Genomic DNA, 19,443 nt, shown 5'->3' on the forward strand with positions numbered 1-19,443 from the left:
CCAGACGACAGGGGCACGTAACGGCGAGGTAACTCTTTGTCCGAACTTGCCATGACTTCTAGGTATGACCCCGGAAGAAGAGGTAAGATCACGGCGCTGCCCTGTCTGGTTTTGTCCTGTACTGGCAGCTTGTTGTTATCGAGTGAGTGAAGCCTTGTCTCAGCCCCCCTGCGCATCGTCTCTCCAAGGTGCCTCTCCTGTAAGACGTGTCCTGTTTGCCGAGGATGACAGGGCTCTGGCCATCTATGCCAGTGAGGCCATGGCAGGCTGGGGGCTGCAGGTGACCTGCGCTGAAGAGGGGCTTAGAGGCAAGGCGCTGGCGCTCGAAGGCGGGTGGGATTGCATCGTGCTCGATCGGCGCCTTCCCGGGGTCGACGGTCTGTCCATTCTGAAAGAGATCAGGCTGTCAGGGCTCGAGTGTCCGGTCCTGTTTCTCACCACCATGGATGGGGTGAGAGACAGGGTCGAAGGCCTGCGCAGCGGGGCCGATGACTATCTGGTCAAGCCTTTCGCCCTTCCCGAACTCAAAGCTCGCATAGAGACCCTGCTGCGTCGTGCCGAGCAGCCGCTCAATACGGCGCGGCTCGTTTTTGCCGATCTGGAGCTGGATCTGGTCAGGCGCGAGGTCTTCCGTCGTGGTGTGAAGCTCTACATCCAGTCACAGGAGCTGAGGCTTCTGGAATATTTCATGCGGCATCCCCTGATCGTCATCTCCCGTGCCATGCTGTTGCAGCATGTCTGGGGCATTGATTTCCCAGTGCATACCAATCTCGTCGAGACTCATGTCAGCCGGCTGCGTGAACGACTGGGGCGTGAGGCGCCCGCATTGCTTCATACGGTGAAAGGGCAGGGTTATGTCCTGCGCGGGCATGGCTGAACCCGGCAAGCCCGAGCCGGGGCACAGGCCGCTTTCGGTTCTGAAAAGCTCGTCCTTTCGTATCATCGCCTCCTTTGCCGGGTGCCTGGTTGTCTGCGGTCTCGCCGGGGTGATCTGGTCGGGCACGCGTGGCATCAGCCAACTAGACCGGCAGATGCGAGAGACCGTGATAAACGAGCGTAACGAGGCGCTGGCCGATGCCAAGCATCAGGATGTGCCGCATCTCGTGCCGGTCATGCGTGATTTCGTGCAAAGCGAGCCGGGGTTCTATTACCTTCTTCAGGATGCGAAGCAGGTCGTGGCTGTAGGGAACATGTTCCATCTGCGGCCGCATCCGGGGTGGCGCATGCTCTCATGGACGCACCGTACCTCGCCCCCCGATCGCCGCCCTGTGCTTGGCTACGGCACCTTGCTCGACGATGGCGGCTATCTTTTTGTCGGGATGGAGGGCACACCGCTTCAGACCCTTCGCCATGGGTTTTTCATGACGCTGCTCTGGTGCGGCACCGGGTTTCTGGTCATCGGCGTGGCAGGCGGCTTTGCGATGAGCCGCTTGCTGCTGCGACGGATCGACCTGATCAGCCACACGGCGCGCGAGATCATGCAGGGCGATCTTTCCCGGCGTCTTCCCCTGACCGAGATGGATGACGAATTCAATCATCTGTCAGCCAGTCTCAATGCGATGCTCGACCGCAACGAGGCCCTCGTAGCGCGTGTGAGACAGGTGACGGATGACATCGCGCATGACATGCGCCGTCCTCTGGCGCATCTGGGACGTCATCTCGACGTGGCGGAAGCGGCGGTGACGGTGCCGGAAGCAGGGGCAGCGCTCGATCTGGCCCGTGCCAGCCTCAATGAGGCGCTGGAGATTTTCGCGTCACTGCTCAAACTGGCGCAGCTCGAGGCTTACAGACAGATCCCTGATGGACAGTTGGTCGACCTGGCGCAGGTCCTTCACATGCTTGCCGCGCTTTATGGCCCGACAATCGAGCAAAACGGCCAGATCTGGCGTTATTCCTCGGCCGACCGGCCGATGGTGGTTCATGGCAATAGGGTGTTGCTGACGCAGATGGTCTCCAATCTGCTCGAAAATGCCATGCTGCATGTGCCGGTTGGAAGCTGCATCACGCTCTCAGCGGCTCCGGAGGGCGGTGAGGCCGTTATTCTGGTCAGCGATACGGGGCCGGGCATTGCACCAGAAGATCGAGAGCGTGTTTTCGAAAAAATGCTGCGTCTCGATGCCAGTCGGCATGTGCCCGGTAACGGGATCGGTCTTAGTCTCGTGCGTGCGGTGGCGCAACTTCATGGCGGGGCAATCACGCTGGAGGATAATGGCCCCGGTCTGCGATGCGTGGTGCGTCTGCCGCTGCAGCCTACATCCTGAGGGTCAACTGGCAGGTCACGGCGCGACCGGCCGCAATACGTGAGTAATTTACATATACACGGTCGTAATAGCGTTTATTGGTCAGGTTCTGCAGATTTGCCTGCAGATCGAGTGCTCGCGTGATCTGGTAATCGGCCACCATGTCGAGCCGGACATAGCCAGGCACCCAGGTCTGGTTGTTCACATTGGTGTAGCGCTTGCTCATATAGGTCAGGCCGCCGCCTGCCTTGAGACGTGGCAGGATCTTGTAAGTGCTCCACAACGCAATTGAATTGCCCGGTGTATAGGGAAAGCGCTTGCCGACATTGGCCTTGGTCGGGCCGCCATGGATGACGGTGCTGTCGAGATAGGTCCAGCCACCGAACATCTCCCATTTCGGGGTAATACTGCCCGCAACGTTGATTTCAGCACCACGAACACGTTGCGTTCCAGCATCGATCTGGTTGCCATAGCCATCCGACACCTGCGCATTGGTCATCTTGCCGTCGAACAGAGAACTAGTGATGGAAAAGCGCCCGTTGAACAGATCGGCCTTGGCGCCCACCTCGATATTCTTGCCGTTCTGCGGGGCGAGTTTGTTGTTTGCGGTCGAGAGCGCGATCTGGCCATCGGCCCCGGCATCCACCCCGACGGGATTGGAGGCTGTGGCATAGGAAAAATACAGGCTGACCGGCTTGATCGGCTTATAGACCGCGCCCGCCTGATAATTGATGAAGCTCTGGTTATTGCTGAGCCCGACATTACCCTGAACCGCAGAGGTCATGAAACGGTCGAAGCGCACGCCGCCATTAATGAGCAGGTGGTCGCGCAACATGCTCATCGTGTCAAAGGCATAGGCCGAGCCGGTGGTGACGTTCGTGTTCAGCGGCGCGATGCCCGGCTCACCGAGCGTATAGGAGCCGAGCCAGGGGTTATGGGCGCTCCAGCTGCCGAGATTGGTGGCTGAGATACAATTATAGGCGATGGTGCAGGGGCCGCCATTACGCAGATTATGACCGCCTGAATCGACCACATAATATTCATTGCGTGTGAGACGTTCGCGCGAGAGTTCAATGCCGGTATTGATGGCATGATGGATCGGCCCCGTGTCGAATGTCCCTGAGACCATGGCCTGTTCCTGGAAATTATCCGTATGGAACTTGCCGGATTTGGCTTCGAGAAGGATGGTCTGGTTGTTGACGGCCGTGCTCTGCCATTGCGGGTTGGTGGCGATATAATCGTATTGCGTGCTGGTCCATTGCAGCGTGTTCCTGAACATGAAGTCCTTGAACAGGTCGCGCTCGAGGATGATCTGGCCGAGATCGGTGGTGCTGCGCTCAAAATCGCGATCTTCCAGCCCGAGAACAGTGCTGCGAGGGATTTTCAGCGGCTCATGGGTGATCTTGCTATAGGGCGCGGAATAGTCCGGCATGTCGAAAGAATAGAGATGGTAATAGCCAAGTGTCAGGCGCGTCTTCGTGCCAAGGCCGAAAGCGAGTGAGGGGGAAACGCCCCATCTATGCCCGCCGATCGGCGCACGTCCTGCCGTGTCACCATCGGCCCCCATCGCATTGAGACGAAACGCGGTCGATGAACCGATCTGGCGGTTGATATCGATCGTGCCACGCTTGTAGGCGGCTGTGCCGAAGCCGATCTGGCCAGAGGTCAGATTGCCAAGCTGGGCTTTCTTGCTGGTGATATTGATCTGCCCACCCAGACCGCCGCGACCGCCATAGACTGAGCCCGGTCCCTTGAGCACCTCCATCTCTTCAACGTCGAAGACTTCACGCTGGCTCACGCCACTATCGCGCAGCCCGTCGATAAACATGTTGCTGTATGAGCCAAAGCCGCGAATGACAGGGTAATTGCCGCCCGGAATGGCATAGGCATCGCCGCCACGAAAACTGACCCCTGGCACGGTGCGCATGGCGTCTTCGAATGAGGTCGCATTGACCAGCTTCATCTGCTCTTTGGTCACAACCGAAACCGAGCGGGGTGTGTCGAGCAGCGAGGCCGTGAATTTTCGGTTTGGGGAAGGCCCTGTGAGGAGGGGATGCGATTTCCCGATGACGGTAAGATGTTCCTGACCGGCTTTTTCTTTCCCGGCCTCGTAATTGGCAGCCTTCGCGCCTTGCGAGGCTTTCGGTACGCCCCCGTCTTTCGTCTCGCTCGCAGGCTGAGAGGTCGTGTCTGCCAATGCGGCCGCGGCATGGACTGACGGCGAAAGCGCCGTCGTGATCAGACAAAGCGCGACGAAGGATCGGGTGGCGGAAAATATCGGACGGGAAACGGATAGCATGGCAACCTACATGATGAGAACGCGACGCAATTGCTATGTGTCTTTCTGTTTCCGGGCAAATGATTAGGACCAAGATTGGGAAAGCTTAATTTGAACTGAAGGAGGAGGAGTGTTTTTGCGCACTCTGCGCGGTAAAAAATCTTGCGCAGGCGAAAGAGAAGAGCATTTTTCCGGTAGTAGAATCCTGTTTCCGGAAAGCTTCTTATTTGGGAATCGTCCGATACCACGCCTGTATGCTATAGGCATGGCCCCCGGGATTGCGACGGTTCGATAAGCGTGCCGACTTTCTGCCGTGGTGCGACGCTACAGTTTCGTGAGGATGAGATCAGGGATGTCTGGCGCCGCTGTTCTGACTGATGACGCATGAGGCAGCCTGCTCGGTCCGGTATCCTGTCCAGAGAAGGGCAGAGTCGAAAAGGCAGAGGCCTTGGGGTGAGAGCGCGGTGAAAGTCGCGTTATCGAGAAAGACCATGGTTCGTCGCGCTGGCGCGAGGGATTCATAATTCATGGTTGCCCCTTTTTCATAGCCGAAAATCGCGGCTTTTTCAGGCTGTCCATAGACCGTAGCGATAATGGTTGCGCCGAGCCCCGGCTTGCCCCAGCTCATCGGGTTCTGCTTTGCATAGACATTCGCAATGCCGGGCGGAAGGCCGCCGCTCATGGGGTGAGGGGCGTTGACGAGCCAGAGATAGCGTTCTTTTTCCGTTTCGCCGAAATCGACATCATGACGTTTGCCAGTCATGGCAAGGTCATCGAGACTGTCGTTCTCCCAGGTCAGAAGTGGTTTGGGGGCAAAGCGCCAGGCAGGACTGACGTTCTTGCCCGAAACAGTTGAGGAAAGAACGACCATATCCTCTTTTACCTCTTCCGGTCGGGTCGCCTCTCCGAGCGTATGGACGCTATAATCAAGGCTGGTGATATGGGCGATGGCGGCATCATCGACCGCGCGATTGGGCCCTTCCAGCTTGCAGAGATAGGCAATGCTTTTCAATGCCGCTGCCTGGGCAGGCCGTGGCGTCGCGATTGTCAGGAGGCCCAGAGCCAGAGGGAAAACGACAGAAATCTTCATCAGAAGGCCACCATGGTGCGCAAGGAGAAGCGTCGTGCTTCGCCAAGTGAGACGAAATAGCTGTTCACGCCAGACGGATAATAGACGGCATTCGAGAGGTTCTTGATGTTGAACTGGAAGTTGACATCGTGACGCGCGATCACCCTGTCATAGGTGGCAAACAGATCACCGGTAACATATCCGGGCAGGAAAAAGCTGTTGGCTGAGTCGCCCGCCCTGCGTCCAACATAATGTGCGTCGCCGCCAAAGCGCAGCTTGTCTTCGCCAAAGACCGGGCCGAGATCATAGGCCAGCCCCATAGAAGCGGTATGGCGCGCTGCATTCCAGAGCTGCTTGCCGGCGTAGAGCGGGTCCTTGGTGGTGGCCCCGTCGAGATAGGCGTAGCTGCCGATCATGCTCAGGCGCTTCGTGACCCGACCGGCCAGATCGAATTCGATGCCGCGCGAACGTGCGGCGCCGGCCGTACGATAATCGGTCTGCTTGGTGGCGTCGTTATATTGCGAAACGAGCACATTGCGCTTGTGGATGTCGTAAAAGGCAAGCGTGCCAGTCAGACGATCATGCAGCGCCATTTTTGCACCGAACTCGTAGGAGCGGCCTTTTTCCGGCTGGAAGCCTGAGCCCAACACAAGGCCGCTGGAGAGAGGGGCGATGGTCGAGGCTGGTTTGAGCGACTGCGTATAGCTGGCATAGAGCGACCACGCAGGCGCAGCGCGATAAACCAGCCCGGCCTGGGGAAGAAAGGCGCCGTCGCCGATATCGGTATTCGCTTTGAAGGGGCGTCCGCGACCGGCAATCTGACGATAGCTGAGATAACGCACACCACCGACCACGACCCAGCGCTCGCCGAGCTTGAATGTATCGCGCAGAAAACCGGAATAATCATGCAGATTATCGGTCTGATCGCTGTCGCTTGCCGACACGGTGGATGACGGGTTCTCCAGCCCGTAAACCGGTTTGAGATAGCTGAATGTATATTTGCTCGACTGACGCAGCAGATCCTTGCGGTAAATCAGCCGGTATTCGCCATCCATACCGATCTGGATTGTCTGCTTGAAATTGCCGATCCTGATCGGGCCATCGAGATAGGCCGTGCCATAGGTGTCCGAACTGAAAGCACCATGGGTAGCGTCATTGCTGCGGCTCAACGTGCCCTTGGTCACGTTGACGCCTGTAACCCGCAACTGATTGGCGTCATAGGTTTCCTGATTATAGCTGAAATTGACATGGGCTGACCAACCGGCGCCGAAGCGATGATCGAGCGATATCTGGCCGAGATGGCTCTGACCGGTCATGCGATTGAAGTTTTCGTCCAGACGGCGGGTGGCCGGAATGGCAAGCGGGCTTCCGGTTCGCGGATCGAGCGCAGTGCCGCGATCGAAGGGATAAAGAAAATCGCGAAACTCGTACCAGGCGGTAATCTGGGTCTTTTTACCGAGCCATGCCAGCGATGGTGCGATGAGTGTTTCCTGATGCATGCCGAAACTGCGCCAGTAATCTTCGGCAATACGGTCGAGCACCAGACGATAGGCCAGCTTGCCCTTGCCGATTGGTCCGGTTGAGTCGAGCATACCTTCAAAGCCGTCTTTGCCCCGTCCATAGGTCGAGCCCATGACCGAAGCGATGGTCCTGGCCTGAAGACGCGGCTTCTTGCTGACGATGTTGATCACCCCGCCCGGATCCATGATGCCGTAGAGCAGGGAAGACGGGCCTTTAAGCACTTCCACACTATTCGCCGCCGCGTTGAAACCACGACCCTGTACCAGCGGCATGCCGTTATGCATGATCGAGCCGTCACGATTGCCGCCAAAGCCACGCTTCATGATGGTGTCCTGCGTGCCGGCCAGCGTATTGCCCTGGGTGATGCCGCTGACATTGATGAGGGCATCGTCGAGATTGCGCGGTTCCTGATCGCGGATCACCTGCTGCGACACGATATTGACCACCTGAGGAATATTCAGCACCGATGTGGTCGTGCGCAGGGTCGATGCGTCGGGCGTCGGGAGATAGCGTGTGTCGGTAATTTCCGGCGGGGGTGTCGCACGCCCTGTGACGGTAATCAGCTCATCCGGTTTTTGCTGTGTCGGGACCGGGGAGGCGTGTGCCGGGGCTGGGGCGCTCTGCTGGCGGACCGGCGCGGCCGAGGCTTTTTCGGCCTTGGGAGGCTCATATGCCAGAGGCGCTGCCACGACGGCAAAAGGCATGGTGCCCAGAGAGAGTAAAGGAAAATAGTATTTTTTCATGACACTCCGCACGAGACGCCGTGCGGCCTTTACGCCTCTTGTGCGAAGGGTGAAGGCAAGGCCGCAGCGTCAATTCGCGGCGTCACTACATGCAAATCATTCGCAAAAACACGGATAAGTGCCAAGATTGGGAAAGTTTAAGGCTGCGCCTGGATCTCGTGATTTCAAATGACTCTTGCAGCGATTGGGTGGTCTAAAAAAACAACATTCGAGCATCTGCTGAGGCGTATCGTGATTCTTGACCGGTCTTTGCGCGTTCCACCTTCGATCCGGAATGACTACAGCAGCTATGTGCACAACGATCTGTTCCGCCGTCACAGGAAGCTGAGTTGTCGTCGGGTCCAGCCTGTTACGGAACACAGGCTGTCTCTTTGGGGGGCAGTATCCCTCTACCCTCAGGCCTGTAACCGCACGGCGGTCTTTGAGGAGGCTCAGTCCGACGTTTCAAAAAATCAAAAAACACAATCATATGCAATGAGATAGTGGTGCGAACTATGGGACTCGAACCTCAATACTCTGGGTAGTGCCCATCACTATTTCAAATGATTTGAGGTATTTCACCTTCCGCGCGCTTCTTCCTATTTCTTTCTATCTGCATTCTTGGACAAACAATCCGGGAAGGCAAGAGCCGATTTCGAAGACGCTCGTGGCTTGTGATTGGCTTGTCATGATCGGATGGAGCGTTAGTGGAGTTCGACCGGTGATCGCGAGGAGAATGAGTGATTGATAGCGCTTCTATCGATCATGTAAGACGTATATAGTGATCGATAGGAATCGGAGATATCGATCATGCGTTGGAACTGGCAGCTTCAGGACTGGACATGTTTCCAGTTCGACAGGGCTCGTCTGGAAGAGGCTGAGAAGCGGATTTTAAAAGGTTCGGGCGTCGTCGTCGGGTCCATGCAACATCTGGACAACGCGGCCACTCAGAATCTTGTCGTGCAACTACTGTCACAAGAGATGGTGCAGAGTTCAGCTATTGAGGGCGAAGTGCTTGATCGTGCAAGTGTGCAATCATCGATAGCTCGACAATTAGGCTTTGCCGCAGACAGGCGTCCTTCCAGCCCTGCTGAAGCAGGCGCTGCGGAATTGATGACCGATCTCTATAGAAACTGTTCGACGCCTCTGACGGATCAGGGCCTGTTCGCCTGGCATGCCATGCTGATGAATGGCCGCCGTGATTTGGAGGTTATTGGTGGTTATCGCCAACATAAAGAGGCGATGCAGATAATCTCTGGCCCCGTGCATGCGCCGCATATTCATTTTGAAGCGCCACCTTCCGGGCGTGTGCCTGCGGAGATGGCCCGATTTGTCGATTGGTATAACGAGACGGCGCCAAATGGCGCAGACCCGTTGCCTGCGATAGAACGGGCCGGGATCGCTCATCTTTGGTTCGAAATCATTCATCCATTCGAAGATGGGAATGGTCGCCTCGGTCGGGCTCTTGCTGAAAAGGCCTTGGCGCAAAGTCTCGAAACCCCGGTAGTGACGGGGCTGGCCGCAACCATCAACACCCATAAAAAAGCGTATTATGATGAGCTGCATCGGGCGAGTACATCCAATCACATTGAGAGCTGGATGGCATGGTTCGCAAGCATCGTTCTTGAAGCACAATCTCGGACAATTGCCACGATCGGTTTTGTCGTGGAAAAGGCGCGGTTCCTTGATGGTCTGCAAGGACAGCTCAACCCTCGCCAAGAGAAAGCCGTACTCCGGATGCTGGCCGAAGGAATAGACGGATTCCAGGGTGGTTTGAGCGCCCAGAACTATCGCGCAATCACAGGAGCGACGTCCGCCACTGCCACGCGCGATCTGACGGAGCTGGTTGCACTTGGGGCGTTCATCAGGACTGGCGAGAACCGCTATGCCCGTTACTCCCTCAAGCTCGATCACTATCTTCGAGCGAGCTGAGTGGTATTGGGCGGCTTAGTTGACAAAATTTCACCGTCGAATGGGTAGTTTTTAGACTCAGGCCTCATAGCCAGAACATGACGGTTGCGGCGAGGTATATGGCTTAGAAGAAGACGGTCGGGCGTCTATCGTAGCGGGTTGCGACCCGCCGCCAGTCCTTGAGACGGCCGAACATGATCTCGATGCGGTTGCGTCTTTTGTATTTTCGTTTGTCATATTTGACGGGTTTCCCGCGGGATTTTCGTCTCGGAATGCAGGGTTTGATCCCATTGGCACTGTTGCAAAGTCTGGCACGGGTTGAGTTTGGTCAGATTTCCGGGTTTTTCAGAAGGTGTAGACCCCGAACTGCCTTTCGATCAGGCGCACTTCTCCCATAATACCCTCCTGGAACTGGAAGAGCTGAGCCTGCCCCTTTTTCAGGGCACGCATGACCTCGAAACCTTTAATCGTGGCATAGGCGGTTTTCAGCGTTTTGAAGCCGCGCACTGGCCGGATCAACTGCTTCAGCTTGCCGTGATCGGCCTCGATCACGTTGTTCAGGTATTTCACCTGTCGGTGCGTCACCGTGTCCGGCAGCTTGCCGTCCTTTTTGAGTTCCGCGATCGCTATCCCATAGGTCGGAGCCTTGTCCGTATTGATCGTTTCAGGCTTCTCCCAATCCTTCAGTCCGCTCACTGCCTTGCCCAGGAAACGTTTGGTGGCCTTGGCGTTCCTGGTCGGTGACAGGTAGAAATCAATCGTATCGCCGTCCTTATCGACCGCCCGATAGAGATACGTCCATTTCCCTTTGACCGTGATATAGGTCTCATCAACCCGCCAGCTGCGAGAAAAGCCTGGACGTTTCCAATACCAGCGCAGGCGCTTTTCCATCTCGGGCGCGTAGCGCTGAATCCAGCGGTAAATCGTGGAGTGATCAACACTCACGCCACGCTCAGCCAGCATGGTTTCAGGATCTCGGTAGCTGATCCCGTAACGACAATACCAACGAACCGCCCACAGGATCACCTCACCCCGGAAATGTCGTCTCTTGAAATCGCTCATCCGCAATGCCTCACACTCAAACTGAAAGCGGTTTCAAACAAGGACACCAACTTTGCAACAGTGCCGCTTAACCCCCTGTCCGAAAAACCGGGGCTACCTCTTCACCCCGTGGGCCCGACATATGGCGCACGGTCATCGTTGGCGAGATGCTAATAGACGCTGCGCAGCGACGGACAGTGAATGTTCGACCAGCGGAAACGACGTACATTGGCGTCAGCGTGATTTCACGAAGCGAGCGATGTCATCCACAACGCCGAGGGCCAGCGGCAAATTTTCAGCACCATAGGTGGCGAGGTTGGCGCTTCGGTCATCAGAGCTGACTTGCTTTAGCGCATGATTGGCATCCGGCAGGGTGACGAGTGTCGCGTGTGGCGCAGCCTGCTTCAAGCGTCCGGCGTCGGCGACCGATATCTGAAGGTCGCGCTGTCCCTGCACGATCAGGACCGGTTTTGCGATCTTGGCCGCCAATACCGCGGGGTCGAGTCGAAAGGCGCTGATAAGAAAATCCTGCACGGCAGGATTGAAAAGCGGTGTAAGTACTGTGGGAAGGTTCATCGTATCGACCCGCCGCCCCGCCGACAGCTCGTCGATCGCGTGGTCGGCCGCAACCAGTAGTGCCATGTTGGAAGGATTGGCGCGCAATTGTTCCTTCAGCACATCTCCGAGTGGTCGTCCTGCCGTGGCGACGAGGATCAAGCCGCAGAGGTGCTCCACCTTCGAGGCAGCCTCCAACGCCACAAGTCCGCCCTCGCTATGACCCAGTAGCCAGACGCATCGAACTCCCGTCCGGGCACGGATCACATCGACCCAGGCACCGATGTCATGGACGTAATCGTCGATCGTCACCGCGTTAGCGTTACTCACGGCGCTCAGGCTGCCGAACATCCCGCGTTTGTCGATGCGGACGCTGCCAATCCCTTGCCCGGCCAGTCCTTCGGCGAGCAGTTTGTATGGCGCAGCACGCACACCGAGCGGACTATTTCCATCCCGGTCGGTCGGACCCGAACCGGGTATTATCAGAACAATCGGCCCATCCTTCATGGGCAAGATCAAGGTTCCCCGTAGCGGGCCGCTGGGGCCGGGGGCTTCGATGTCGCCGCTCAACTGTGTCGGGCCCCGAAGGCAAGCATGATCGCAGGCGCAGCTGATAGCATGTCATATCTCCGGTGGGAGAAAGATTAGGTCCGGATGACGTTACGGCTCCAGAACCACAAGGAATATGCGATGGGCGAGATCGCCATAACTACGAGTGCGCTGCTCACGGCTATCGAGGGCACTTTTACTATGCTAGAATTAACGTGACATCACCCTAGGGGTCTCTATTTTTATACGGACTTCGTAAGCATACTCAGAAGCGAACTGCTAAGATACCAATATGGCCTGGCTTGCGATCTAAATCGATCGTTATTTTATCACCAGACCTGGCGTCTTTGTCAAACGCCAGAGCGGACATCCCGTTACTGTCCCATAACGTTAATTGCATGGTGCGAGAGAGTAAACGCATATTGGTACCCGATATTGTCAGACGTTGTGCTTCAGCAGAGAGCTTAAACAAGCTATAGCCGTTGCGCCGTGCATAGATTGGCGCAAACGTCTCGCCGATTTGCACCCGGCAAGGAAACGAGACGGTACTGGGCGGCACCGTGTGCATACAAGCAATATCGTTGAGAAACACGGCTTCTTCCTTTTCTCTCACCTCCCGTATTTCCAGCTTGTAGAGACGCGAAGGAGTCAGAGCTGTCTGTGAAATCGAAAATTCTGCATCACATGGTGTCCAGCCAAGAGGCAGCAATACACTCCTGGTTCCACAGGGAGCAGTAAAAAGGTCTATCTTGATATCTTTACCCGGATAGTTATGCCCAACCCAGAAATATTGTGCAACGTCTTCAACTTTCCTGGTGTGTAAGCCCGAGACGGATCGGGTGATAATAACATCTCCGTTTGATAGATCTGCAACCGCAATATCGCCATAAGGCGTTTTAATCCGAGTTTGATCCGGGAGGGCATCCGGCGGCGGCGGAACTGCTATTGCATGCCCGTCTTTTACGTGATGCCAAGCTCCCAGTTGCGTCGCTGTACCATAACCAGACATCGATTCAGCATAGTGTGTGAAATCGTGCATCATCGCATATCGGGAAGTTCGAGAACTAGATGTATGGATCCGTTGGAAACGGGTATTTCAGGCAAAGGCAGAATTGCTTCATCTGAAGTCCAGCGAGACCGCCCGTCTTCGATGTTATGCCAGCCTCCCAACGTTTCGGCAGTCAGGTGTGCAGTCAAACATGCATCTTGCTCGAGGCCCTGCAGGTAAACAGCTCCAACACGTACACCAAGAACTCGGCGATCATCGATGAAAGGCCCGATTGCCTGATCAGGGCGCTTGGCATCGGCCATGATCTTTACAGCCTGGGTCTCCGGAGGCAGCAAAAACGCCATCTCGCCCGGAACCATATGATCGACCCGCGGCATAGCTCTACCATCCACTGTCATTAGAGAGATATTTGTCGACCCGCCAGTGTCGACAGTCTTATTACTCGGATATCCTAGTTTAACGGATCTCTCAGCTATCGCCTTCCAGAACGGTTCGACACGGGTACGATCGACAATGAGAGGTAACCGCGAGGCTTGGGTATGGGGCACTGTGACTGCCGTGTCGCGTTTGTTATCAAACAGACTGATATTCTGTCCGGCTAGATAACTTTCCATACCGAGATTTTCAGCCAGCATGATCGCGTGATGCGGCACCTCGACATGATAATAGGTGAAACGCCGTTTCTGTCGGTCATACGCGATCGATCCTCCGTTGACCAACATGCGTATAGGCGTTAATCCGCCATCATGTTCGACACAGTGTTCGGGTGTAACCCATAGATCACGTGACGGGCGCATTGCGTCAAAAGCATGGGCTCGGATATGGACGAGGTGGGCCTCGTCCGGCGTAGCGCCATGTAAATGGACATGTTTATAACCGACCCACTGTACAGCCTGCGGGCCAATATCGGTATCAACTAGATCGCCGATTTTAAGTGCCTCGACCGGGCGGGCACCATCAGGGGTCGAGATAAGCGTCCCTTTGGCGAAACAGGCAGTGATAGTAAGGCCGCCTTTTCCATCCGAAGAAAATTTGTATCCTGGAATCGATCCGTTGATCGTTACGTCACCATTTGTTGTATGAATGATTAGACGGTTTGACTCACGATCAACCTTGGTAATCGTCTTTGGATCCAGATCCTCGATATCAAGATTAAAACTTTCGCCGGTCGCATTAATTGTGAGCGTTTTCAGGGCATTCTTGTTGGTTGCAAGGGACGTTCCATTACCGAGATTAACGGTCATGGCAGCCACGTTATAGATTGCTGCCATAGCACTGGCGGAAAGATTAATAATCGTGCCACCGGAGCCGATCACGCTGTTGGAATTGCCGATTGTCAGCTTGCCACCGCTCATATTGAAGGTGCCACGCAGTGAGCCGCTCTTGACCACCATCAAACCACCGCTCATGGTTCCGCCATTAACGGTAGCACCCTGTATGTTGACCGTACCAGACTTGAAGATACCGTTATTGATAGTACCACCGCTGTTACCGTTTACAGTGCCGCCATCAACTGTACAATCCGTGGCGGTTCCCCAGTCGTTTACGTTTAGAGTATCTCCTGACTTAAGAACCCATCCAGTGACGGTCTTGCCTCTTTGCTCAGTTTTGGCGCTATCACCAGAACCGGTAGTGTAGCTTTCTTTGCCGATATCATAGGTAGCCATCTCACATCATCCTTAGTTTTTGAATATTTTCAGATTTTGACCTGAGGTACATCTCGAACGAGTTCTTTGCAGGCAAACAAGCTCTCGAGCACTCCTTTGAAACTCCTGATGAAGCGCAATGCCCTGACCCCGCCTCGCGCAACGGCCTCTCGTTCTTCGAGCCGGGCCAAATCGGTCCACGTAAGCATTGTGGAGCCGACCACGATGTGCTGATCGAGCAGAGTCACGTCATAATCGAGACCGCTAACCCGGATAGGGCGCCGTGTAAGTGGAATATTCTGCCAATGCGCCCCTTCGAAGCGTGCATGTTTCATTTCGGCGCCGAAACACGTTGCCGAGCCAAGATCGCAGCTATCAAAAATGGCACCTGTGCAAAGTGCACCATTCATGGTGGCGCCGTTGAGTTCTGCTCCGGTCAGATCGGCGTTCATCATGACCGCACCTGAGAGATTAGCTCCACGCAAATCGGCACCACGAAGGCAAACCTGGTTCATGATCGCACCACAGAAGCGAGCTCCGATGAGAGACGCATCGGTAAAATCCGTACTCGACAGGTCGGCACCAATGAAATTCGCTCCATCAAGCTTCGCACGACGCAGCGACGCATTTCGTATCGCTGTACCCACCAACTCAGCATGACTCATGTCTATTTCGTCCGCTGCGATTTCATTTAGATTGGCACCGATCAGTGATAATCCACGGTCTAGAGCGACATGGACAGCTTCGGCACATTGCTCGGATGCTGAGAGTTGACGGTCTGTTTCGTCCAGTTCGATACGCAGCATGACCTGCGCTTTAACCGCATCACAAATCTCGTAAGTCCAGCCTCTGGGCTTCATGAAAAGTATTCCTGTCATTGAATGATGAGCGAAGCATTGACGCCACCAAAACCGAAACTGTTGGAAAGACAGTAGCCGCTTCGATATGGCTCCGCCTGTTTCGGTCTTCGGAGAAAGGTCTGTCTGCTTGGGCGCTCCAAGTTGTAATTGGGCAAAACCATACCAAAGCGCAGGGCAGCAAGCCCTAAGACCACTTCAATTGCTCCAGAAGCACCCAGTGTATGGCCAGTTAGCCCCTTGATCGACGAGATAACAGTTTTGCTTTGTCCAGCAAAAACATGCTCGATAGCTCCTATTTCGATATCATCGCCCAGAGGTGTTCCGGTGGCATGCGCATTAATCCATTCCACCTCATTGGGCATCAAAGCCGCGTCGGCCAGTGCGCCACGCATTGCTCGCTCAGCCCCCAGTCCCTTGGGATCGGGCGCAATCAAATCATGAGCATCGGTACTCTGGGCGAACCCAACGATTTCACCGAAAATCGGGGCGTGGCGCGCCATAGCATGGTCACGGGCTTCAAGCACAACGATAGCAGCACCCTCCGATAACACAAAGCCGCTACGCTCAGCGTCGAATGGCCTGCTAGCTGCATCGGGTGCATGCGGTTTGGATGCTGCCAAGGCATTAAGGTCAGCGAAGACCTTTACGCCCGCAGCCGATACCGCCGCTTCTGTAGCACCGGCGATCACGATAGTGCTATAACCGTCACGTATTGCTTGAAATGCCTTACCGATTGCTATGGTGCCCGTTGCGCAGGATGCCGCATTTCCTTCTGCTGCGCCCCTGAAGCCGTATCGTCTCGCGACTTCTCCGGCGCAGCTGTTAATCAGGACGCTCGGCAGATAAAATGGTCGCCCCTGCCCTGGGACGTTAGCCGCCGCGCCAGCAATCGTATCGAGCCCACCGATACCGGAGCCTATGCTTACAGAAACGCCTGCACGAGATGCTGCATCCAGATCAGCAAGGCGCGCTTGCTGCACAGCTTCATGCGCCGCGACAATACCCAGTTGTATGAAGCGATCAAAACGACGAAGCTCCTTGACTGAGAACCATTCTGATGGATCGAAGCCGCCAGATGCATATGCGGCAAAAGGAACCCGCCCTACGATATGATCACGCGAAAAGGAACCCCACCGAAAGGATTCGCATGTAAGAGCAGAATAACGCTGGCGCAGCGCAAGGAGATTTCGGGATACGCCAGCCCCTAGAGGCGAGAGAATGCCCATACCGGTAATGACAACCCGCTGCGCTTTGCGATCGGCTCTAATCACGTGAAGAAACCGATGTATGACCGGACATTAGAAGCTGTGGTAGATCAATATTTGCAGTCTCGAAACCATGACGTAGCAGTTCGATAAGATCGCCAACGGTGACTATCGTCGGAAATGTGGTTTCTCTTATCGCTATGCCTGCTTTTTCCTCGATTTCGAAGAGTAGCTCCACAATATCGAAACTGTCTGCCGAGAGGTCTTCGGTAAATCGTGTTTCCGACGTTATGCTATCGATCTTTGTGTCGAAGTGGTCTGTCAGAATACTGATTACTATATGGTCAATTGAGCAGGTCATACTTAACAATCCGCTTACTTAATGCTCCAGTGTTTCATTTATAAGGGTATAGATAAACACTGCGAATATTTTTGCGACAGGCAACTTGATGTACATATAAATTTATTACTTTTTAAACAAATGAAAAAAATTCGAGACACATGAACCAAAGGTTCAGATGGCAACGTTCCTCTATAAAACAAAGAAATAATATAGAATTAGCAGTTATTTTTTATCGTATTTCTATATTTTAGAAATATCAAATAGATTTCTTACAAAAGCAGCAATTTAACGTTACGTATAGTATGATAAAACCAGCAATGAAAGCGTTATCTGTGATCTACAAATAGCACTGATTTCCGAGTGGGGTGATTGCGAATGCAGTTTGTCCGTATTTCCGCTTCCCACTGAGCATTTCGTTTTGTCAAAGAAATGCTGCTCGAACGGAGTATAGTCGTCTCATATGAGACGATCCGTCGATGGAGCCTGAAGTTCGGTACGGCCTATGTCCGCTCCTTGCGTCGCAGGAAGGCCCGACCCGCTTCATCAGGCTCCAGATCACAGGCAACCTTGATCATGCGATGCTCCCGCTCGCAGTGTCTCAACCGGACAATACCCCTTCGGAGTCAGAACGAGAGATCCAGAGAGAAGACAAGGATCAGGTTTGGGAACCGTAGCTGGTTGTATCCTGGGCACTGTTGCAAAGTCTGGCACGGGTTGAGTTTGGTCAGATTTCCGGGTTTTCAGAAGATGTAGACCCCGAACGCCTTGGCATCAAGCATTCTGCGTTCATAGCGTAATTTCGGTACAAGGATCACGGTCTTTCTCATGCTGATATCTGTCTTCAGCGTCGAGGAAATCGTCAGGCACGCCACCATCCTTGATGGCTGCGAGCAAGCCAGCCCAACTCTTCGGTCGCCTGGAGAGGATCACATCACCGGTTACTTCGTCCCTGTCAATATAGACCTCGGTACCCTCAAATCGGAAAGAGGCCGGAAGACGCACGGTTTGACTGCGCCCATTTAAAAAGATTTCAGCAGTCTGCGTCATGATACCCCCGACATTCATCATGATATATCCCCAAGCTGATCTATACCGAAATAGACAGCAAGGGACTCATGCGCTCTGAAGCGCATCATCCAAGCGATGAAAGTGGTCAGAGTTGCTCAACATGCCAGCACCAAACCACCTACTCCCACATCCTCCGAGCGATATCCTGTTCCTCAGTGCCTGAGGCATTGGCGTAGATGGCGGTGGTGGAGAGCTGGGCGTGACCGAGTCATTTCTGGACGAGATTGAGGGGAATGGCATTGGACACAGCCGCCACCCCAAAGGCATGTCGCAACCCCTTGGGCGACGCAGCCACGCCGGACAGTCCGGCCTCCTCCATGACCGCATGCACGGCCCGCCAGCCGGTCATACGAGACCAGGGCCAGAGACGGGCCTCTTGATGACGCGCACCCTTGCGCTGAAGCGCGCGCAGACCATGAACCAGATCGAGGGCGTCGAGCAGGGCAGGAGGGACGGGCACGGCGCGATAGACCCCCGCCTGGCGTTTTTTCAGTGTCTCAAACACCAGCACGCCAGAAGCGAGATCGACGCGATCGGCTGTCAGGGCCAGAGCCTCGGACAATCGACATCCCGACCAGGCAAGGGTCATGCATAAAGTTCGCGCCTCACGCGGCGCCAGCTCGGCGGCTTTCAGGAAACGATCACGCTCGGCAATGGTCAGATATTTCCGCGCGCCCTTGGGATCAAAGAGCTGCATCCCACCAGCGGATGCTGAATAACCTATTCGAGGTGCAGGAGGCCGAGCCTCCTGCCGGGAGTATGAGGACAGAGCCCTCATGCCTTTCTGTCTCACATTTTTTCCGTCCGGGACCGATAGCCCCGCTTCACCTTCTGCCCGAGCAAGTCGTCAAGCGCGCCCTGGGCAGCCTCCCGATCGCGATAGAGCGCGACACGCATCTGGCCGCCTGTGCCGATCCGCCCCCAGTGACGGATGAGGGCGGTGCCGCCGAAGAGATCTTCCTGCAAGGAGAGGCGGTAAAAGCGCCAGCAATTGGCGGTGGCATCGATGCGCGCGAGATCGGTCTCTTCGGGAAAGAGACTGAGCTGGGTGAGGGGGCGTGACGGAGCCTTTTTGGGCGGTTTGGGTATGTACCCGCGAGAACTGTATCACGAGCGCTGGGCGGAAGACAGCGGGATCAACCGGAAGATCAGCGTTTTCGGGGAAAGGTCAGACCGGGCAGACGGACGGGAAAGGGTGCCCTGATACACTATTATCCTTAGTGTATCAGGGCATAGGTCTGATGACCTCTGATACGATGCGTGCCTTCGTCCAAAAATGATCCCGCTCAGCGCACGGCGGTCATCAACGCGAGGTTTGCCATGGCTCTTGGGAAAGAATGGCCGCAGACGCTCCATTTGTTCGTCCGTCAGCCAAAACAGATCGCTCATCTTCAGTCTCCTCAAGGAGCCTGAATCAAAATTCCCT

16 protein-coding genes and 3 pseudogenes are annotated in these 19,443 nt (G+C 55.3%); 4 read left to right on the top strand and 15 right to left on the bottom strand.

Annotated elements, in window-relative coordinates; genetic code table 11:
• Positions 1-154 precede the first annotated feature (154 nt).
• Positions 155-877, top strand: a complete 723-nt coding sequence (locus AAID99_RS15175) for a response regulator transcription factor (RefSeq protein WP_229719452.1) — start codon at positions 155-157, stop codon at positions 875-877.
• On the top strand, positions 855-2,261 hold the full coding sequence (locus AAID99_RS15180; RefSeq protein WP_498494503.1) for a sensor histidine kinase: 1,407 nt from the start codon (positions 855-857) through the stop codon (positions 2,259-2,261). The genes AAID99_RS15175 and AAID99_RS15180 overlap by 23 nt, the downstream gene beginning before the upstream one ends.
• Here AAID99_RS15180 and AAID99_RS15185 read toward each other — a convergent pair.
• The 3 genes from AAID99_RS15185 to AAID99_RS15195 form a co-directional block, all read right to left on the bottom strand.
• A complete protein-coding gene (locus AAID99_RS15185; protein ID WP_498494504.1) occupies positions 2,251-4,539 on the bottom strand; it encodes a TonB-dependent receptor in 2,289 nt (762 codons plus the stop codon). The genes AAID99_RS15180 and AAID99_RS15185 overlap by 11 nt on opposite strands.
• 325 nt (positions 4,540-4,864) lie before the next feature.
• Positions 4,865-5,608 (bottom strand): hypothetical protein, encoded by a 744-nt coding sequence (locus AAID99_RS15190; protein ID WP_188424468.1) that lies wholly within the window; start codon positions 5,606-5,608, stop codon positions 4,865-4,867.
• Positions 5,608-7,851: a TonB-dependent siderophore receptor gene (locus AAID99_RS15195; RefSeq protein WP_188424469.1), complete on the bottom strand. Its 2,244-nt coding sequence runs from the start codon at positions 7,849-7,851 to the stop codon at positions 5,608-5,610. The genes AAID99_RS15190 and AAID99_RS15195 overlap by 1 nt, the downstream gene beginning before the upstream one ends.
• A gap of 789 nt (positions 7,852-8,640) precedes the next feature.
• On the opposite strand from AAID99_RS15195, the gene AAID99_RS15200 reads away from it, so the two are divergent.
• Positions 8,641-9,762 (top strand): Fic family protein, encoded by a 1,122-nt coding sequence (locus AAID99_RS15200; protein WP_498494505.1) that lies wholly within the window; start codon positions 8,641-8,643, stop codon positions 9,760-9,762.
• A 103-nt stretch (positions 9,763-9,865) separates the two neighbouring features.
• On the opposite strand, the pseudogene AAID99_RS15205 reads toward AAID99_RS15200, so the two are convergent.
• From AAID99_RS15205 to AAID99_RS15240, 8 genes and pseudogenes are all read right to left on the bottom strand, one after another.
• Positions 9,866-10,030 (bottom strand): annotated as a pseudogene (locus AAID99_RS15205) (IS5/IS1182 family transposase); the annotation flags it as partial.
• A gap of 56 nt (positions 10,031-10,086) precedes the next feature.
• The gene (locus AAID99_RS15210; protein WP_498494506.1) at positions 10,087-10,803 is read right to left on the bottom strand and encodes an IS6 family transposase; all 717 of its coding nucleotides are present in this window, start codon (positions 10,801-10,803) and stop codon (positions 10,087-10,089) included.
• 213 nt (positions 10,804-11,016) lie between these two features.
• Positions 11,017-11,844 carry an alpha/beta hydrolase gene (locus tag AAID99_RS15215; RefSeq protein ID WP_332363966.1) on the bottom strand — a complete coding sequence of 276 codons (828 nt, stop codon included), beginning with the start codon at positions 11,842-11,844 and terminating at the stop codon, positions 11,017-11,019.
• Positions 11,845-12,151: 307 nt separating this feature from the next.
• A complete protein-coding gene (locus tag AAID99_RS15220; protein WP_498494507.1) occupies positions 12,152-12,928 on the bottom strand; it encodes a hypothetical protein in 777 nt (258 codons plus the stop codon).
• The gene (locus tag AAID99_RS15225) at positions 12,925-14,562 is read right to left on the bottom strand and encodes a Hint domain-containing protein (protein ID WP_498494509.1); all 1,638 of its coding nucleotides are present in this window, start codon (positions 14,560-14,562) and stop codon (positions 12,925-12,927) included. Before AAID99_RS15225 ends, AAID99_RS15220 begins: the two co-directional genes overlap by 4 nt.
• A gap of 29 nt (positions 14,563-14,591) precedes the next feature.
• A complete protein-coding gene (locus AAID99_RS15230) occupies positions 14,592-15,401 on the bottom strand; it encodes a pentapeptide repeat-containing protein (protein ID WP_498494510.1) in 810 nt (269 codons plus the stop codon).
• A gap of 14 nt (positions 15,402-15,415) precedes the next feature.
• On the bottom strand, positions 15,416-16,672 hold the full coding sequence (locus AAID99_RS15235; protein WP_498494511.1) for a beta-ketoacyl-[acyl-carrier-protein] synthase family protein: 1,257 nt from the start codon (positions 16,670-16,672) through the stop codon (positions 15,416-15,418).
• Entirely contained in the window at positions 16,665-16,967 is a 303-nt protein-coding gene (locus AAID99_RS15240; RefSeq protein WP_408860583.1) for a phosphopantetheine-binding protein, read from the bottom strand. The genes AAID99_RS15235 and AAID99_RS15240 overlap by 8 nt, the downstream gene beginning before the upstream one ends.
• Positions 16,968-17,302: 335 nt before the next feature.
• Between AAID99_RS15240 and AAID99_RS15245 the strand changes: the two are divergent.
• A pseudogene (locus AAID99_RS15245) lies at positions 17,303-17,477 on the top strand (IS6 family transposase); the annotation flags it as partial.
• Between the two features lie 258 nt (positions 17,478-17,735).
• Here the strand turns inward: AAID99_RS15245 and AAID99_RS15250 are convergent.
• From AAID99_RS15250 to AAID99_RS15265, 4 genes and pseudogenes are all read right to left on the bottom strand, one after another.
• Positions 17,736-17,996 (bottom strand): antitoxin, encoded by a 261-nt coding sequence (locus AAID99_RS15250; protein WP_498494512.1) that lies wholly within the window; start codon positions 17,994-17,996, stop codon positions 17,736-17,738.
• 229 nt (positions 17,997-18,225) lie between these two features.
• Positions 18,226-18,714, bottom strand: a complete 489-nt coding sequence (locus AAID99_RS15255) for a tyrosine-type recombinase/integrase (RefSeq protein ID WP_498494513.1) — start codon at positions 18,712-18,714, stop codon at positions 18,226-18,228.
• Between the two features lie 92 nt (positions 18,715-18,806).
• On the bottom strand, positions 18,807-18,983 hold the full coding sequence (locus AAID99_RS15260; protein ID WP_498494514.1) for a WGR domain-containing protein: 177 nt from the start codon (positions 18,981-18,983) through the stop codon (positions 18,807-18,809).
• Positions 18,984-19,277: 294 nt separating this feature from the next.
• Positions 19,278-19,406: pseudogene (locus tag AAID99_RS15265) on the bottom strand (IS5/IS1182 family transposase); the annotation flags it as partial.
• Positions 19,407-19,443 lie beyond the last annotated feature (37 nt).

The organism is Asaia sp. Ae19-3 (assembly GCF_059801175.1).

Coding starts and splice junctions, on each gene's coding strand:
- AAID99_RS15200 (WP_498494505.1), top strand. CDS start 8,641: ATGCGTTGGAACTGGCAGCTTCAGGACTGGACATGTTTCCAGTTCGAC.
- AAID99_RS15180 (WP_498494503.1), top strand. CDS start 855: ATGTCCTGCGCGGGCATGGCTGAACCCGGCAAGCCCGAGCCGGGGCAC.
- AAID99_RS15215 (WP_332363966.1), bottom strand. CDS start 11,844: ATGAAGGATGGGCCGATTGTTCTGATAATACCCGGTTCGGGTCCGACC.
- AAID99_RS15250 (WP_498494512.1), bottom strand. CDS start 17,996: ATGACGCAGACTGCTGAAATCTTTTTAAATGGGCGCAGTCAAACCGTG.
- AAID99_RS15210 (WP_498494506.1), bottom strand. CDS start 10,803: ATGAGCGATTTCAAGAGACGACATTTCCGGGGTGAGGTGATCCTGTGG.
- AAID99_RS15225 (WP_498494509.1), bottom strand. CDS start 14,562: ATGGCTACCTATGATATCGGCAAAGAAAGCTACACTACCGGTTCTGGT.
- AAID99_RS15230 (WP_498494510.1), bottom strand. CDS start 15,401: ATGAAGCCCAGAGGCTGGACTTACGAGATTTGTGATGCGGTTAAAGCG.
- AAID99_RS15255 (WP_498494513.1), bottom strand. CDS start 18,714: ATGCAGCTCTTTGATCCCAAGGGCGCGCGGAAATATCTGACCATTGCC.
- AAID99_RS15240 (WP_408860583.1), bottom strand. CDS start 16,967: ATGACCTGCTCAATTGACCATATAGTAATCAGTATTCTGACAGACCAC.
- AAID99_RS15220 (WP_498494507.1), bottom strand. CDS start 12,928: ATGATGCACGATTTCACACACTATGCTGAATCGATGTCTGGTTATGGT.
- AAID99_RS15195 (WP_188424469.1), bottom strand. CDS start 7,851: ATGAAAAAATACTATTTTCCTTTACTCTCTCTGGGCACCATGCCTTTT.
- AAID99_RS15185 (WP_498494504.1), bottom strand. CDS start 4,539: ATGCTATCCGTTTCCCGTCCGATATTTTCCGCCACCCGATCCTTCGTC.
- AAID99_RS15190 (WP_188424468.1), bottom strand. CDS start 5,608: ATGAAGATTTCTGTCGTTTTCCCTCTGGCTCTGGGCCTCCTGACAATC.